Origin of the sequence: Corynebacterium vitaeruminis DSM 20294 (assembly GCF_000550805.1) — a bacterium.
GTDB lineage: Bacteria > Actinomycetota > Actinomycetes > Mycobacteriales > Mycobacteriaceae > Corynebacterium > Corynebacterium vitaeruminis.
On record NZ_CP004353.1, the window covers coordinates 1,985,422 to 2,001,095 of the forward strand.

Below are 15,674 nucleotides of genomic sequence, written 5' to 3' on the forward strand. Positions count from 1 at the left end.
GCCGAGGCCTTTTATTCAACCTTATTAGAGCACCCGGCCGTTTTCCCGATAGCCGTCGCAGTTGGGAATTCCCAACCCGCGTTCGGCTCCTTCCCGGGAATTAGTTTAACTTCTGCTCATGAGTTTCTTAACTTGAGGCGCCCGGGGCCTCGGCGAGGGCCTCGGCGACCTGCCAGAGCTTGAACGCATTCGACGCCTTGACCAGGACCACGTCGCCGGGCCGCAGGCGTTCGCGCAGCTCAGCGGCGGCGGCATCGTTGTCCGCGACCAGCCGCGCCTCAACGCCCGCTCGTTGCGCGGCGTCCTTCATCGCGGCGCTCAGCGGGTTGTCGCCTACCGCGACAAGCTTGTCGACGCCAAGGCTTGCGAGCTCCCGACCCAGGTCGGCGTGCGAGCCGACCTCGTCCTCGCCCAGCTCGCCCATCGGCCCGAGCACCGCCCAGCTGGCAGCACCCTTTCGGCCAGCGGCCATGGAGACCAGCGCCTTGAGCCCCGCCCGCATGCTCTCCGGGTTGGCATTGTAGGAGTCGTTGATGACGGTCACCCCGTCGGCGCGGGTGCGCACGTCCATGCGGTGCGCGGAGGCGTTGTGGTGAGAGGCCACGGCGCCCAGGATGAGCGCGGAGTCGAGGCCCGCCGCCACGGCCGCGCCGATGGCGGCCAGGCAATTGGCCACCTGGTGCTCGCCGAACACGCCTAGCTGCACGCGGCCCTGTTCCTCGCCACGGATGGTGAGGTCGAAGCTCGGGCGCGCAAGCTCGTCGAGGCTGACGTTGGTGGCGACGATGTCCACCGAAGTGTTCACGCGCTCCCCGGTGGCATCGGCGTAGGACGCCTCCTTCTTTCCCAGCGCCGAGTACAGGAGGATTCCTGCCTTCGTGCGCGGGCTCATGGACATGACGAAGTCGTCGTTGGCGTTGAGCACCGCGACGCCGCCCTCGGCGGCGTCGGGCAGGGCTTCCACGAGCTCGCCCTTGGCCTGCGCGATCGTCTCGCGGCTGCCGAACTCGCCCAGGTGCGCGGAGCCGACGTTGAGCTCCACGCCGATCTTCGGCGGCGCGATCCGCGCGAGGTTGGCCACGTGCCCGAGGCCGCGCGCCGACATCTCGGCGACGAGGTAGCGGGTGACCGGCTCACACTTGAGCGCGGTGTAGGGGTGCCCGATCTCGTTATTGAAGGAGCCGGGCGGGGCCACCGTGGCGCCCGCGGCGCGGAAGATGGTGGCCATGAAGTCTTTGGTGGAGGTCTTACCGGCCGAGCCGGTCACTCCGATGACGGTGAGGGCGACGGTCTCCTCCCCCGCCTGGTGCGGGGTGGCGAGCGTGTCCACCACGTGGCGGGCGAGCTTCCCCAGCGCCGCCAGCACCGCCGCCACCGAGCCGTCGGCGTCGTTTTCGAGGGCGTAGCTGTCGTGCTTACGCTCCTCCTCCGGCACTGGCGGGACGATCACCGCGGGCACGCCGACCTCGCGGAAGGCGAGCGTTCCCACCGCGCCCTGCTCGGTGGCCTTGACGGCGAAGTCGTGCCCGTCGACGCGGGCGCCCGCCAGCGCGAGGAAGAGGTCGCCGGGGCCGATCTTGCGGGAGTCGAACTCGACGTTTCCGGTCACTAGCGCGTTCTCGTCGGGCGCGTCGGCGACGCGGCCGCCCACGATGCGGGCGATGTCTGCGAGGCTTAGGTTAATCATCTTTTCTTCGATTCGGGGTGGTTGCCAGAGGGTGAGAGGGTGGGATCGGTCAGCGCGGCGCGGACCTCCTCGCGGTCGTCGAAGTGGTGGTTGACGCCGGCGATGAGCTGGCCGACCTCGTGGCCCTTGCCCGCGACGACGACGCCGTCGCCGGTCCCCGCGCTGCGGATCGCCTCACGGATGGCCTCCCGGCGGTCGCCGATCTCCATGACGCGGGTGCCGCGGGCTGCGGGGGCTTCCTCCTTCAGCGCCGAGTTCGCGCCCTCGAGCACGGCCGCGCGGATGGTGGCCGGGTCCTCGGAGCGCGGGTTGTCGTCGGTGATGATGACGAGGTCCGCGCGGCGCACCGCCTCGGCCCCCATGATGGGGCGCTTGCCCGCGTCGCGGTCGCCACCCGCGCCCACCACGACGATGAGCTTGCCGTCGACCTGCGCGCGAACGGTGTCGAGCACGGCGGCGACGGCCGCAGGCTTGTGGGCGTAGTCGACCACCGCGAGGAAGTCCTGCCCCTCGTCGATCTTCTCCATGCGGCCGGGCACGCCCACCCCGGCGATTCCCTTCGCGGCGGCCGCGGTGTCCCCGCCAACGGCGTCGATAAGCGAGAGCGCGAGCGTGGCGTTGGCGACGTTAAAGCGGCCCGGCAGCGGGAGCTCGACGTCGAGGGAGCGATCGGCGAAGGTGAGCGTGAAGCGCTGGGCGCCGCTGGGCTCGGCTTTGATGTCTACCGCGGCGATGTCCGCCTGCTTACCCACCGTGGTGCAGGTCGTGGGGTCTTGCGCGCGGGCGGCCATCTTCTCGCCCCATTCGTCGTCGATACAGATGACGGCCTTCTTGGCGCACATCGGGGAGGCGGGGTCGAAGAACAGCGCCTTGGCCTCGAAGTACTCCTCCATCGTGGCGTGGAAGTCGAGGTGGTCCTGGGAGAGGTTGGTAAAGCCCGCAACGTCGAAGTCTGTGCCGCGCACGCGGCCGAGCGAGAGCGCGTGGGAGGAAACCTCCATGACCACGTGCGTGACGCCGCGGTCGCGCATGCGGCTAAACAGCGCCTGCAGCGTCGTCGCCTCCGGCGTGGTGAGCTTGGTGGGGACCGGCTCGCCGTTGATGCGGGTGCCCGTGGTGCCGATGAGCCCCACGTTCGCGCCCGCGGCGATGAGCCCTGACTCAATGAGGTAGCTGGTGGTGGTCTTGCCGGAGGTGCCGGTCACGCCGATGATGGTCATGTCCCTCGACGGGTGCCCGTAGATCTCGGCGGCGACGAAGCCCAGAACGTCGCGGACGTTGTCCACCACGATGACCGGCTTAGCGTAGCCCTCGCCCTGAAGGATGGACAGGCCCGCCTCGTCGGTGAGCACGGCCGCCGCCGGGGTGCTCGCCGCGAAGCTCGCGCCGTGGCTGCGGGTGCCGGGCAGCGCCGCGAAGAGCCCGCCGGAAGGAAGCTGCGTGGAGTCGAGCCCGATCTCGGCGATCGCGAGGTCCTCGTGGGATGCTCCCTCCGGGGCTTCCAAGCGGCCTCCTGCGACCTCCACCAGCGACGATAGTGTTGCTGTCACGGCGTGTTCCTTTCTCGAGCGTTGCGCTCCTCGGTTTTCGCTTGTCGACGCCTATCGGCTGGCAGCCCGGTGGTGGCCAGCGGCGCGAGAAGAATGAGGTCCCGCCGGCAAAGCTTAGGGGTGCAAGCTCCACCGGCGGCACAGTGTCCTTTTTAGGGTATTCAATTGTTCGGGTGGGTGTCTGCGCGGCCCGCCGTTACTGGGCCTGCAGGATGAGCTGTCCCTCCATCGGCTTCGACAGGGGCACGTTGTCCCGGTTCAGCAGCCAGGTCGCGATGTCGCGGAACAGCGGGGCCGCGGACTGCCCGCCCTCGCCGTGGACGCCGCGCTGCGGCCGGTCCAGCTGGATCGCCACCACGAAGCGGGGGTCGTCCGCGGGCGCCATGCCCGCGAAGGTGATCCAGTAGGCGGAGTTCGAGTAGGCACCCGTGTTGGGATCGACCTGCTGGGCGGTGCCGGTCTTGCCCGAGGTCTGGTATCCCTCGACGGCGCCGCTCGCGCCGGTGCCCTGCTGGACGCCGGTCGGGTCGGACTGCATGACCGCGCGGAACATGTCGATGACGGTGCGCGCCGTCTGCGCCGAGACCACCTGGGTCTGCTTCGGGGCCGGCTGCTCGATGACGTTGCCCTCGGCGTCCTTCATCTCCGCAATGATGCGCGGCTCGACCCGGACACCGCCGTTGGCGATGGTCTGGTAGACGCTGGCCATCTGCAGCAGGGTCCAGCTCATGCCCTGGCCGATCGGGAGGTTAGCAAAGGTACCGCCCGACCACTGCGAGCGGTCCGCCAGGATGCCGGAGGACTCCGAGGGCAGCTCGATGCCCGTGGACTGGCCGATGCCGAACTTCTGCAGCAGGTCGGCGTACTTGTCCTCGCCGAGGCGCTTGGCCAGGATCAGGGTGCCCACGTTGGAGGACTTACCGAAGATGCCGGTCGTGGTATACCCCACGGTCCCGTGCTCCCACGCGTCCTTGACGGTGACGCCGGACATGTCGATGCTGCCCGGCACCTGGATGACCTCGTCGGGCGTGCTCAGCCCGTTCTCGATCACTCCCGCGGCGGTGATGATCTTGGCCACCGAACCGGGCTCGAACGGGTTGGAGATGGTCTCGTTGCCGAAATTCTTGCCCTTGTCCAGCTGCGCCTGGATGTCACCGATCGGGTCGATGGTGCCGGAGTTGGCCATGGCGAGCACCTGCCCGGTCTTGGAGTCGAGGACGACGGCCTCGCCACCTTGGGCGCCGGAGTTGGCCACGGCTTGCTCGATCTGCTGCTGGACGTAGGTCTGAAGATCCAGGTCGATGGTGAGCGTGGCGGTTGCGCCGTCGGTCGCGGGAATCTCGTCGCGGGTCGTGCCGGGGATGACCTGGCCGTTGGCGGAGACGTCCACGGTGGAACGTCCGTCCACACCGGCCAGCAGTGCATCGCTCGAGGCCTCGAACCCGAACTGCCCCTGGCCGTCCTGGGAGATCTTGCCCACGATGTTCTCGCCGATCGCTCCGTTCGGGTACTGGCGGATGCTCTGCAGATCCGCGGCGACCCCGTGGAAGGAATCGGCGATCTGCTGGGCGACGTCGGGGTCGACGTTGCGCACGAGCACCTCGTAGCTGCTGTCGGACTTGAGCTTGTTGAGGATGTCCTCGCTCTTGAGGTCGTCGGTGGAGGCTCCCGCGTCCTTGATGGTCTGTGGGATCTCCTCCGAGTAGCGCTTGAGCTCGTCGTCGACCTTCTGGTTGAGAAGCTCGGCGCGGGCGTCGCCCTGGTACTGCGAGTTCTGGTCGGACTGCTGGAGATCGAGCTCCGCCTGCTGCTTGAGCTCGGAGCGCAGCGTGTTCGGCGACACCGTCAGCGAGCGGGCCTGCATGGTGTAGGCGATCTCCTTGCCGGAGCGATCAAGGATCTCGCCGCGGCGCGCGGACTCGACGTAGACGCGGGTGCGCTGCTCCTGCGCGAGGCTGGACAGCCCCGGGCCCCACACGAGCTGGACCACCGCGAGCCGCAGGATCAAGACCGCGGCCACGGCGACGGCGATCCACGTCGCCCACCTGATCCGCTGGAACATAGAGTTCTGCTGGGCGGCAGGGGACGCGGAGTTCACCTTGCGCTTGAGCCCGAGCTCACGCTCGCGCTCGTACTTTCGGCTGCTCTCCCGCCCGTGGCCGCGCGGGTCGAAGCCCTGCGGATCGCGGTCACGCGGCGGGAGTCCACGCCCTTCGTGTGAACCAGTCACTTAATGAGTCCGCCTTAATGCGCTGCATAGGGCGCAATCGTCGTGCCGTTGTGGGCAGGGGCGCTATTCGTCTGAGGAAGCGCGTTGAGGTTGTTGGTCACCTCGTTGGTCTTCGCCGGGTCGCTCGACGCCGTCGTAGCCTTCACCTGCTGTCCGTTCACATCAACTATAGGGCGGGTGAGGTCGGAAGCCGGACGCTGCTCGCTCGTGTCTCCGTTTTCGTTCACCGCGAGCACGCCGGGCTGGTCGGGCACGACCATGCCCATCTCGTTGGCCTTGCGCGCGAGCTCGGCGGACGAAGAGGCGTTCTGGAGGTCGCGGTTGAGCGTCTCGATCTGGTTGTTGAGCGTGGACTCCTGCGACTTCAGGTTCTGGATCTGGAAGGTCTGGGAGGTGGTCCAGCCGGACACCGTCATGGCCATGAACACGCCCAGCGCGATGAACACCAACAGCCCGGCGAGCATCTTGACCAGCCGCGGCTCGACGGCCTTCTTGTTGTCAGCGATCCGGCGCCCGCGCTGCGAAAAGCGCTGCTGGGAGCCCGGGGTGTGCTGGAAGGCGCGGCGGCGCCCCGGCGGCACGAGAGCGCGCTCGGGGGCGGCGGGGTTCGTGCGCGGGATGCGGCGCGCGCCGTCAAGGGTCGCGGTCGACTGGCGAGAATAGTCCCTCGATACATGCGAGCGACGCAGTGAATCGCGGCCAGATCCTTGCGTCATGGTCATTGTGTGTGCTCCAACCTGTGTCGTTTGCGTGTCGAAAGTGGGGTCTCGGGTAGGGGGTTTAAGTTAAGGCCTCGATGGCCCTGACTCGGACGGGCGCCGATCTCGGGTTGTCCGCGATCTCCTGCTCGTTGGCCTTCTCCGCACCGCGGGTCACCAGCCGGTACTTGGCGGCGAACTCGGGCAGGTCCATCGGCAGCCCCGGCGGGGTCTTGCTCGTCGTGTACTCCTTGAACAGGCGCTTGACGATCTTGTCCTCCAGCGACTGGTACGACATGAACACCGCCCTTCCGCCGGGCGCTAGCTTGTCGACGACCACGGGGATCACGTTCTCGATCGCCTCGAGCTCACGGTTGACCTCCACGCGCAGTGCCTGGAAGGTGCGTTTAGCGGGATGCCCGCCGGTGCGGCGGCTGGCTGCGGGGATGGTGGCGTAGAGGAGCTCGACAAGCCGCCCGGAGGTGCTAAACGGCTCCTTCTCCCGCTCGCGGAGGATCGCCGAGGCGATCTTGCCCGCGAACCGCTCGTCGCCGTAGTTCTTGAGGATCCGGGCGAGGTCGCCGTGCGAATAGGTGTTGAGCACGTCCGCGGCGGTGATCCCGGTGCTGTCGTCCATGCGCATGTCGAGCGGAGCGTCCACTCGGTAGGCGAAGCCGCGCTCGACCTGGTCGAGCTGCATCGAGGAGACGCCGAGATCGAACAACGCCCCGGCGAAGCCCGCTTCCTGCACCACCTGCGCCGGGCGGGCACCCGCGGCCGCCGCCTCGGCTAGCGGCTCCTCGAACTGGTCGAAGCGGCAGTGCAGGCCCAGAAACCTCTCGCCGAAGGGCTCGAGACGCTTGCGCGCGTCGGCAAGCGAATGCTCATCACGGTCGAGCCCGATGACCATGGCCTGCGGAAACTGCGAAAGGAAGTACTCGGTGTGACCGCCTGCGCCGAGGGTGCCGTCGAGGATGACCGCGCGATCGCCCAGCGCTGCGACGGGCGACTCGATGAGGGCGGCCATGCGCTCGCGCATGACGGGGACGTGCCCGTGGTTGTCCGTGATGTCGTAGGAAAGTTCCTCGGAACCTAGCGCCTTTTCCACTAGCCACCCCCTCGTTCGTGTTCTCGGCAGTTGCGCTGCGGGGCAAACACAGAGCCCCGTCCGGGGAGGAGGGATCTGATATCGGGGAAGTACACCAGATCCCACTCACTCCGAACGGAGTTCTTACGCCAACCTCCGCTGTGCTTTACAGAAGGTCTCCCAGCACGTCGCCGTCAGCCGCGGAGAAGGCGGCCTCGGTCTCCTGCTGGTATGCGTTCCAGGACTCTGCGTCCCAGATCTCGAGGAAATCCACCGAGCCGATCACGACGCACTCCTTGGTCAGGCCCGCGTAGGCGCGGTGCGCGGCCGACAGAGTGATACGACCCTGCCCGTCCGGGCGCTGCTCATCGGCGCTGGCCGCCAAGTTACGAATGAACGCGCGGGCCTCCGGGTTCGTCCGGGACACCGCCGCCGCCTTGCGTGCCCTCGCTGCGAATTCCTCGCGCGGGTACACGGCCAGGGAGTGGTCCTGCCCCTTGGTCACCATCAGCCCACCGGCGAGATCCTCGCGGAACTTCGCCGGCAGCGTCAGCCGCCCTTTGTCGTCCAGCTTGGGGGTATAGGTACCGAGGAACATCGGGGCCTTACCTCCACACGCCGTATCGATCGGATGTTTTTCCTCATGGTGCGAGTTGAGAATTTCTTAGGTTCTCCGCTCTACCATCGCCCACCACACTACCCCACTTTCCCCCACTTAAGGAAGCAATGACGCCGAAACCCGACCCAGACGACGCGATTTCTAGCCTTTGAACAGCAGGTATAAAAGTGGGGAGGTTTTTCCTGCCCACCCGCGCCCCAATTCACTCCAGTAACATCAGTAACTTTCGCATCATTTACGCCTTTTTATTCACTTTTCCATCACTACACGACACAAGTGATCTGACACATCGACAAGCTGGTAATTTCTCTCAGGTGGTGCAGGGTACCCCAAGGGGCCCCTGCACCAGCAAGGAGAAAGGTGGGGGAAAGTGGGGGGGCAGTGTGGGGGCCTCAATAGAAGGGAAAACTCTCCCCGCCGGGCGACTTATAGTAATCTCCACCATAATTCGACCGGTTTTATAACTCAGATCACATAGAAGGAGAGCGCATGAGCAACTCCCGCCCCCTCAAAGGAATCAACGTGCTCACCCTCGGCGGCATCGGGCCCGTCCCGTTCGCCGGGATGGTGCTCGCCGACCTCGGCGCCACGGTCACCCGGGTTGAGCGACCGGGCGCGGGAGCCGGACCCGGCAGCGTCCCCCACGACGTTCTCTTCCGCGACCAGATCCTCTGGGAGCGAAACCTCAAGGACCCCGCGCACGTGAGCGAGATCCTCGACCGGCTTCCCTCCACCCACATCCTGCTCGAGGGGTTTCGGCCCGGCGTGGCCGAGCGGCTCGGGCTCGGCCCAGAGGAAGCCATGCGGGCGAACCCGGCCCTCGTCTACGGCCGGATGACCGGCTGGGGTCAGAGCGGACCGCTCGCCCAGCGCGCGGGGCACGACATTAATTACGTGGCCATCTCCGGTGCGCTCGAGCCCATCGCGGGCGCGGACGGCACCCCGGTCCCGCCCATGAACCTGCTCGGCGACTTCGGCGGCGGCTCCATGTACCTCATCGCCGGGGCGCTGGCGGCGCTCATACGCGCGAACCTCACCGGCCAAGGCAGCGTCATCGATGCCGCGATCGTCGACGGCTGCGCCTCCATGACGGCCATGCTCCACTCCCTACGCGCGGCCGGGCAGTGGTCCGGCGGCCGCGCCGGAAACCTGCTCGACGGCGGCGCGCCCTTCTATAGCGTCTACCGCACGGCCGACGACCGCTACATGACAGTCGGCGCCATCGAGCCCCAGTTCTACGCCGAGCTCGTGGAGAAGCTTGGCCTTGAAGGCGAGCTCGATCCCGCGAAGCAATACGACGAGTCGACCTGGCCCGCCATGCGCGAGGCCTTCGCACGAACGTTCGCCGCCAAGACGCAGCGGGAGTGGACCCAGGTCTTCGAGGGCTCGGACGCCTGCGCCTTCGAGGTCGTCGCGCCCGACGAGGTTCTTTCCCACCCGCACCTAGCCGCCAGGCAGTCGTACGTGGAACGCGACGGCGTCACCCACCCCTCCCCCGCGCCGCGGTTCTTGGCCTAGATCACGAGCAAAGGCGGGCGCCCCGGTCCCATGACCGAGGCGCCCGCCTATGACTTATCTATTAGCTTTCGAAGCGACGACGGAAGTTATCCTCCATCCGGCCGCCGAACCCACCGCTGGGCTTCGGCGCCGACTTCTTCTTGGGCGAGCCGAACCCGCCGCCCGGGCCGCGCTTGCCCTTCAGCATCCACACCCCGCCGGCGAGCATGACGATGAACCCAAGGATGCTCAAGGTCACAAACCACAGCGAGTGCTGGCTGAGTGCCACACCACCCACGAGCATGACGAGGCCGATGACGATCACCGCGATGCCGCGGATGCTCAAGGAGCCGCCCTGGCCAAACCCCGCATCAGTAACTGACGCTCCAAACGTGGGATCATCAGCCATCAGTGACTGCTCAATCTCACGCAACGCACGTTGCTCTTGTTCTGAGAGAGCCACCCTTACCTCCTTGGGGTTAACAATGGGTTTTATTCGAGTTCATTTGTAACAACTACAAGGATAGTAAGAAAGTTCCCGCCCTCCAGAATTAGTGCCCAAACAGGCAAACCCGCCACTTTTGGGGTAATCCGAACACCCCAACGGCGGGAGCCTATTTCCCCCTCAGGGGTAGGCGTTAGGCGGCGGCGGGCAGCTGGCCGTCTACCGACTCAACGTCAAAGATGAAGCCCTCCACCTGCTCGACGAGGCGACGCACCACGCCCTCGTCCACGTTGAACTCGAGCCCGCTGGCCACGCGCGAGCGCAGCCTAGAGTAGGCGGAGAACTGCGCGGCCTGAGCCGCACCCTCCTCGTCCACAAGGCGCAGCTGCTCCCACGCGCTCTGGGGCTTGCGTGCGCGGGTGGCAACCTTGGAGTCCGCGACGCGCGCGCCAGCGGTGCGCAGCGCCGCCTGGTAGGCGAACTCCAGCGCCGACTCCTTGTCCCCCGCCGCCAGCGAACGCTTGGCATCTGCGAGGAGGTAGCGCGCCTTCCCCAGAAACTCCTCCCGCTTGAACGAGGACCGCCTGAACTTTGCCGTTGCGGAGATAACCTGTGACATGGTGACCAACACTCCTTTCAGTGAATGCTGTTGCGTTGTGTTCTGTTGCGAAGCGAATTTAGGGAGGCTCGCCCGACCGGCTTCCCGGCCCCTCGGCGGTACGTGACTGAATGTATGCTCCAGCCACGACCTTCACCCACGATTTTAGTACACGTGTTCGAATTTGGGAAGAGGGTGTTCGAACATTTCGCCGCCGCACAATTAACCCAATCCCATGACGGGAACGGGGAACTACCGTAAGTTTGAGGGCGTGACCGTGACGTATATGCCCATCAGTCGGCTGGAGTTTGCCCAGTTAGCACCGCAGTTGGTGGACATCTATCTGCAGGCCATGAACTACTCCCGTGACATGCGCGACCAACGCATCACGGTGTGGCAGCGCGACAGCACCGAGCCCGGCTTCCAGGCCGTCATCGCTCATGACGGGACGCACGTCTTGGGCGTCACCTACGGGCACCCCGGGAGCCACTCGCACTGGTGGACGCAGCAGATCATGCGCGGGGTGTTCGAGACCGGCGGTCCGAGCGCGGCTCAGCGCGAGGTTCTCGCCTCCTTCTTCGAGCTCACCGAGATCCACGTCGCCCCGCAGTGCCAGGGCATGGGCATCGGCACGCGGCTGATCCAGGAGCTGCTTTCGCTTGCCGGGCAGCGCTTCGTCGTGCTGTCCACGCCCGAGGTTCCGGGAGAGGAGAACTCCGCGTTCCGGCTCTACCGCGCCTTCGGGTTTGAGGATCTCCTGCGCAACTTCGTCTTCCGCGGGGATCCCCGCCCGTTCGCCATTCTCTATGCGGCCCTGCCCCTGTCGGCGCGGCTGCCAGCGGCGGAGCGATAGGCGTCGACAAGCAAGAAGCGACTAACGCACGGCGTCGTGGCCGAGCTCCGGACCCCACGCGGGCGCCATGCCCAAGTTGTGGAGGACCTCCTGAGTGGCGCGCGCAAAGTTCATGGTCATGAAGTGCAGGTCCGGCACGCCCTCGGCGATGAGGCGCTCGGCCATCGCCGTGGACACCTCGATGCCCACCTTGCGAATGTCGTCGCGGTGCGCCTCCTCATCCCCACGCGCGGCGGCGACGAGCCGCTCCTCAAGCTGCGCGGGCAGGTGCGCGCCGGACAGCTCGATCTGTCGGCGCACGCTGCGCAGCGAGGTGATCGGCATGATGCCCGGGATGATCGGCTTCGCGCCCTGCTCGGAGTCGGCCTTCACCAGGCGGTCGCGCAGGCGCAGGTAGTAGTCGACGTCGAAGAACATCTGGGTGATGGAAAACTCCGCCCCGGCGCGCAGCTTGGCCAGGGTGAACTCGGTGTCCGCCTCCAGCGAGGGCGCGCGGAAGTGCCCCTCGGGGAAGGTGGCGATGCCCACCTGGAAGTGCGAGGTCTCCGGCAGGCGCTTGGTCAGCTCGATGAGCTCGCTGGCGAAGTGGTAGCCGCCCGGCGTCGGGGTCCACTCCCCCAGCGGGTCGCCCCCCGGCGGATCGCCGCGCAGCGCGAGCAGGTTGGACAGACCCGCGCCAGCGTAGTCCTTGAGGATGCTGATGAGCTCCTCCTCGGTGTGGTTGACCAAGGTCAGGTGCACGAGCGTGGTCAAGGGATGGCGGGCCAGCTGGCGGGCAACCCTGGTGGTGCGCTCGCGCGAGGACCCGCCCGCGCCGTAGGTCACAGACACAAACGCCGCGCCGAGGTCGTGGAAGGTCTCCGCGGCCTTCCACAGGCGCGCCTCAGCCGCGTCGTCGCGCGGGGGCATGAACTCAACCGAAAAGGGGATCCGCCCGGGGCTCGGCATGCTGATGACGTCAGTGATGGAGCGTTGGTACGAGGCGGGAATCGGTTGCTGGGCCATGCCGGGTATCTTATTGAAGTAAGACGAGGAATGAAAAAGGAAGACGGGGCTATCCCCCGCCGTCCTCGCAGCTTCATTCCACCACCCGGGAGCACCCGGGATCGTTTGTTGTCCGCCCCGAGGAACACCCTCGTCGTCAAAGAAAGCTGAACATAGAAGGATCATGCCCACCGCCGCCCCAGATTTCAGCTCCGCCCCCATCGGGCTTTCGGACATCCCCGGCCACGTCGAGGCCTGCTTGGAGGGCTTCTTCGACGAGCAGGCCGCCGCGGTCGCGGAGATCGGCGCTCCCGTCGCCGAGTCTGTCGATCTCCTGCGTGCCTACGTCCTAGGCGGCGGCAAGCGCATCCGCCCCACCTACGCGTGGGCGGGCTTCGGGGCCGTGGGCGGATGGAAAGACGGTGAATATAATCCCGATGCCGTGCTGCGGGCCGTCAGCAGCCTCGAGTTCATCCAGGCCTGCGCGCTCATCCACGACGACTACATCGACTCCTCCGACACCCGCCGCGGCAACCCCACGATCCACCGCATCGCCGAGGGCCAGCACCGTGCCGACGGCTGGGCGGGCTCCTCCGAGCACTTCGGCGCCTCCCTGTCCATCCTCATCGGCGACCTCGCCATGGTCTGGGCCGATGACATGTTCCACGGCTCAGGCGTCCCCGAAGAGGCCCGCGCCCGCGCGTTTTCTCCGTGGCGAGGCATGCGCACCGAGGTGATCGGCGGGCAGATCCTCGACATCACCAACGAGGCCTCCGGCAGCGAGTCGCTGGAGCGCGCGCAGAAGGTCAACCGTTTCAAGACCGCCGCCTACACCATCGAGCGCCCCTTGCACATCGGCGCCGCCCTCGCTGGCGGTAGCGAGGAGCAGATCGACGCCCTGCGCGCCTATGGTCACGACATCGGCATCGCCTTCCAGCTGCGCGACGACCTGCTCGGCGTCTTCGGCGACCCGGCGGTCACGGGCAAACCCGCTGGCGACGACCTCCGCGAGGGCAAACGAACGGTGCTCGTGGCCAAGGCGCTCGAGCGCGCCGACGCCGCGGGAGACACCGCGACCGCGCTGTTCATCCGCCAGGGCGTGGGTACAGTGACCGCCCCCGACGACATCGCCCGGCTCGCCGAGGCAATCCGCTCCACCGGCGCCGAGGACGACGTGGAGGCGCTCATCGGGGAGCTGACGAAGCAGGGCCTCGACCGCCTAGGCCAGGCCTCCTTCGTCCCCGGCGCGGTCGAGGCGCTCGAAGCCCTCGCGCTCAAGGCCACCGCCCGCCGCGTCTAGCGCCGAAGGCGGCCCCGCTGCCGACCCCGACTAGCGCAGTTACCAACAAGCAAGGAGAACCGCCATGACCACGCACCCAGCGGGCACGCTGCCAGCGGCGAGCGCGGGCGCCGACGCTGCCTCCCCCGCGCGCAGCTGGATCGACGACTTCTGGTTCGCCCGCCCGCTGCGGAGGGTCGCAGCCATCCCGCTGGGCACCTTCGGCATGCTCGCCAGCATCATCATGACGCTGGCCTCCTTCGGCGGCGGCGCCACCCGCAGCCACGGCGGCGTGCTCGTGGCCCTGCGCCTGGCCTTCTTCCAGTACGGGCACGGCGCGGCGATCGCGAACGTCAGCCTGCTCATCGGCACCATCTTGTTCGTCCTCGCCTGGGTCCGCCTCGGGCAGAGGGTGATCAGGGGCGGCATCGGCGACGACGCCGCCAGCATGTCCGCGCTCAACCGAATCTGCCTGAAGTGGGTGGGCCCGCTGCTTTTCGCTGGGCCGTTCATGAGCCGGGACATCTACTCCTACCTCATGCAGGGCGCGCTGCTCGGCAAGGGCTTCGACCCCTACACCCAGGGCGCGGCGTTCAACCCCGGCCCCTACCTGGTGGAGGTCTCCCCGGACTGGCGCAACACCACCACCCCCTACGGCCCGCTGCACCTGTGGATCGGGAAGATCATCACCTCCATCGTCGGCGACAACATCACCGCCGGGCTGTTCCTTTATAAGCTGGTCTCCCTGGCCGGATTCGCGGTGCTCGTCTACGCGGTGCCGAGGATCGCCTCCCACCTCGGCGCGAGCCCCAGCTTCGCGCTGTGGATCGGCGTGCTCAACCCGCTCATGGTCTTCCACCTGGTCGGCGGCATGCACAACGAGGCGGTCATGGTGAGCCTCACCTGCCTGGGAATCCTCTTGGCGCTGCGCGGCCGGATCCTGGGCGGCATCGCGGTCATCGCGGTGGCCATGTCGCTCAAAGCCACCGCCGCCTTCGTGCTCCCCTTCGTGGTCTGGTACGCCGTCGCCCGGCGCGAGGGCTCCAAGAACAAGGCGCTCGCCTTCCTCGGCTACGGCGCGGCGGGGGCCGTGATCACCGTGGCCATCCTGTGGGCGATCACGTGGGCGTCCGGGTCGAACTTCGGCTGGATCGCGGCGCTGACCGGCAACACCAAGGTCATCAACCCGCTCGCCTTCCCGTCTTTCGTCACCAGCTCCATCGGGCTCGTGGCCAGCGTGTGGACCGACACCTTCCCGTACAACTCGCTGCTCGGCGTCGTCCGCGAGGCCTCCATGGTGATCATGGGGCTGGGCATGATCGGCTGCTGGTGGTACTTCCGCAAGAGCGAGCTGGCCGCCACCCGCGGCATGATCGGCGCCTACATCTTCGCCTTCGTGTTCAACTCCGTGACCCTGCCGTGGTACTACGCGAGCATCATCTCGCTCATCGGCACCGTGCGCCCGCGCCCGTGGATGCAGAAGCTGGCCACCGGGTTCTCCATCATCGTGGCCATGGCGTTTACCGGCGGAGGCAACCACCAGCTCTACAACATCGTGTGGATGACCATCGCGATCCTCGGGGCGTGGTGGGCCGTCCAGTGGATCTTCCACGGTAGCGTCGACAAGCGAAAGCAGGCGGAAGCAGAAACCGCAACGGGCGTTGAATAAGTAGAACGGACCGCCTCGGCGTCGATCGGGGCGGTCCGTTTTTCTAGAAGGCCGAGGCCTGGGCGCGGCGCATGACCTCGCGCGCGAGGTGCCCGTGGAGGGCGTCGATGGGGCGGCCGGGCAGGCTATCATCCTCGGTGAACAAGTAGTGCAGGATCTCCTCGTCGGAGTAGCCGCCGTCCGAGAGCAGCGCGATGACGCCGGGCACGAACTTGTTGGTCGTGTTCTTCGCGGACAGGAACGCCTCGGGAATCTTCTTCACCCCGTCCTCGACCACGGCGATGAGCTTGTGGTCGCCGAGCGCGTCGAACACGCGGGTGACGGGCACTCCCAGGCGATCGGCGTAATCGGGGACGCTCAGCAGCGGCTCGCCGGAGGGAAGAACGGTATGCGGAACTGGTTGATTACTCACAGTAGTTAATGTAGCGGTTTCCCAAAGCTTGCGCCCGTTGCCCCTGCATTCGCTTTCCGACGCCTA

At 67.0% G+C, this 15,674-nt stretch carries 14 protein-coding genes; 4 read left to right on the forward strand and 10 right to left on the reverse strand.

Annotation, left to right across the window (positions count from 1 at the left end):
- Positions 1–127 precede the first annotated feature (127 nt).
- The 6 genes from B843_RS09065 to mraZ form a co-directional block, all read right to left on the reverse strand.
- Positions 128–1,687 carry a UDP-N-acetylmuramoyl-tripeptide--D-alanyl-D-alanine ligase gene (locus tag B843_RS09065; protein ID WP_025253196.1) on the reverse strand — a complete coding sequence of 520 codons (1,560 nt, stop codon included), beginning with the start codon at positions 1,685–1,687 and terminating at the stop codon, positions 128–130.
- Positions 1,684–3,237, reverse strand: a complete 1,554-nt coding sequence (locus tag B843_RS09070; RefSeq protein WP_051483485.1) for a UDP-N-acetylmuramoyl-L-alanyl-D-glutamate--2,6-diaminopimelate ligase — start codon at positions 3,235–3,237, stop codon at positions 1,684–1,686. Before B843_RS09070 ends, B843_RS09065 begins: the two co-directional genes overlap by 4 nt.
- Positions 3,238–3,433: 196 nt before the next feature.
- Complete coding sequence (locus B843_RS09075) at positions 3,434–5,299, reverse strand: peptidoglycan D,D-transpeptidase FtsI family protein (protein WP_025253198.1); 1,866 nt, start codon at positions 5,297–5,299, stop codon at positions 3,434–3,436.
- 182 nt (positions 5,300–5,481) lie between these two features.
- Positions 5,482–6,189 (reverse strand): hypothetical protein, encoded by a 708-nt coding sequence (locus B843_RS09080; protein ID WP_025253199.1) that lies wholly within the window; start codon positions 6,187–6,189, stop codon positions 5,482–5,484.
- A gap of 58 nt (positions 6,190–6,247) precedes the next feature.
- Positions 6,248–7,204, reverse strand: coding sequence for a 16S rRNA (cytosine(1402)-N(4))-methyltransferase RsmH (rsmH, locus tag B843_RS09085; protein ID WP_051483575.1), 957 nt, complete (start codon positions 7,202–7,204; stop codon positions 6,248–6,250).
- Positions 7,205–7,418: 214 nt separating this feature from the next.
- Entirely contained in the window at positions 7,419–7,850 is a 432-nt protein-coding gene (mraZ, locus tag B843_RS09090) for a division/cell wall cluster transcriptional repressor MraZ (RefSeq protein WP_025253201.1), read from the reverse strand.
- Positions 7,851–8,360: 510 nt separating this feature from the next.
- Here mraZ and B843_RS09095 point away from each other — a divergent pair.
- Complete coding sequence (locus tag B843_RS09095) at positions 8,361–9,389, forward strand: CaiB/BaiF CoA transferase family protein (protein ID WP_025253202.1); 1,029 nt, start codon at positions 8,361–8,363, stop codon at positions 9,387–9,389.
- Between the two features lie 61 nt (positions 9,390–9,450).
- Here the strand turns inward: B843_RS09095 and B843_RS09100 are convergent, their stop codons facing one another.
- Positions 9,451–9,831 carry a DUF3040 domain-containing protein gene (locus B843_RS09100; RefSeq protein ID WP_025253203.1) on the reverse strand — a complete coding sequence of 127 codons (381 nt, stop codon included), beginning with the start codon at positions 9,829–9,831 and terminating at the stop codon, positions 9,451–9,453.
- A gap of 175 nt (positions 9,832–10,006) precedes the next feature.
- Positions 10,007–10,432 carry an SAV_6107 family HEPN domain-containing protein gene (locus B843_RS09105; protein WP_025253204.1) on the reverse strand — a complete coding sequence of 142 codons (426 nt, stop codon included), beginning with the start codon at positions 10,430–10,432 and terminating at the stop codon, positions 10,007–10,009.
- A gap of 250 nt (positions 10,433–10,682) precedes the next feature.
- On the opposite strand from B843_RS09105, the gene B843_RS09110 reads away from it, so the two are divergent.
- Entirely contained in the window at positions 10,683–11,264 is a 582-nt protein-coding gene (locus tag B843_RS09110) for a GNAT family N-acetyltransferase (RefSeq protein WP_025253205.1), read from the forward strand.
- A gap of 21 nt (positions 11,265–11,285) precedes the next feature.
- On the opposite strand, the gene metF is transcribed toward B843_RS09110, so the two are convergent.
- Positions 11,286–12,269: a methylenetetrahydrofolate reductase [NAD(P)H] gene (gene metF, locus B843_RS09115; protein WP_025253206.1), complete on the reverse strand. Its 984-nt coding sequence runs from the start codon at positions 12,267–12,269 to the stop codon at positions 11,286–11,288.
- A 163-nt stretch (positions 12,270–12,432) separates the two neighbouring features.
- Here metF and B843_RS09120 point away from each other — a divergent pair, with 163 nt between their 5' ends.
- Positions 12,433–13,548 (forward strand): polyprenyl synthetase family protein, encoded by a 1,116-nt coding sequence (locus B843_RS09120; protein ID WP_025253207.1) that lies wholly within the window; start codon positions 12,433–12,435, stop codon positions 13,546–13,548.
- 205 nt (positions 13,549–13,753) lie between these two features.
- Complete coding sequence (locus B843_RS09125; protein WP_051483576.1) at positions 13,754–15,196, forward strand: alpha-(1->6)-mannopyranosyltransferase A; 1,443 nt, start codon at positions 13,754–13,756, stop codon at positions 15,194–15,196.
- 43 nt (positions 15,197–15,239) lie between these two features.
- Here the strand turns inward: B843_RS09125 and B843_RS09130 are convergent, their stop codons facing one another.
- Positions 15,240–15,608 (reverse strand): Rv2175c family DNA-binding protein, encoded by a 369-nt coding sequence (locus B843_RS09130; RefSeq protein ID WP_025253209.1) that lies wholly within the window; start codon positions 15,606–15,608, stop codon positions 15,240–15,242.
- Between the last annotated feature and the right edge of the window lie 66 nt (positions 15,609–15,674).

Coding starts and splice junctions, on each gene's coding strand:
- B843_RS09065 (WP_025253196.1), bottom strand. CDS start 1,687: ATGATTAACCTAAGCCTCGCAGACATCGCCCGCATCGTGGGCGGCCGC.
- B843_RS09075 (WP_025253198.1), bottom strand. CDS start 5,299: ATGTTCCAGCGGATCAGGTGGGCGACGTGGATCGCCGTCGCCGTGGCC.
- B843_RS09080 (WP_025253199.1), bottom strand. CDS start 6,189: ATGACCATGACGCAAGGATCTGGCCGCGATTCACTGCGTCGCTCGCAT.
- rsmH (WP_051483575.1), bottom strand. CDS start 7,204: ATGCGCGAGCGCATGGCCGCCCTCATCGAGTCGCCCGTCGCAGCGCTG.
- mraZ (WP_025253201.1), bottom strand. CDS start 7,850: ATGTTCCTCGGTACCTATACCCCCAAGCTGGACGACAAAGGGCGGCTG.
- B843_RS09095 (WP_025253202.1), top strand. CDS start 8,361: ATGAGCAACTCCCGCCCCCTCAAAGGAATCAACGTGCTCACCCTCGGC.
- B843_RS09105 (WP_025253204.1), bottom strand. CDS start 10,432: ATGTCACAGGTTATCTCCGCAACGGCAAAGTTCAGGCGGTCCTCGTTC.
- metF (WP_025253206.1), bottom strand. CDS start 12,269: ATGGCCCAGCAACCGATTCCCGCCTCGTACCAACGCTCCATCACTGAC.
- B843_RS09120 (WP_025253207.1), top strand. CDS start 12,433: ATGCCCACCGCCGCCCCAGATTTCAGCTCCGCCCCCATCGGGCTTTCG.
- B843_RS09125 (WP_051483576.1), top strand. CDS start 13,754: ATGCTCGCCAGCATCATCATGACGCTGGCCTCCTTCGGCGGCGGCGCC.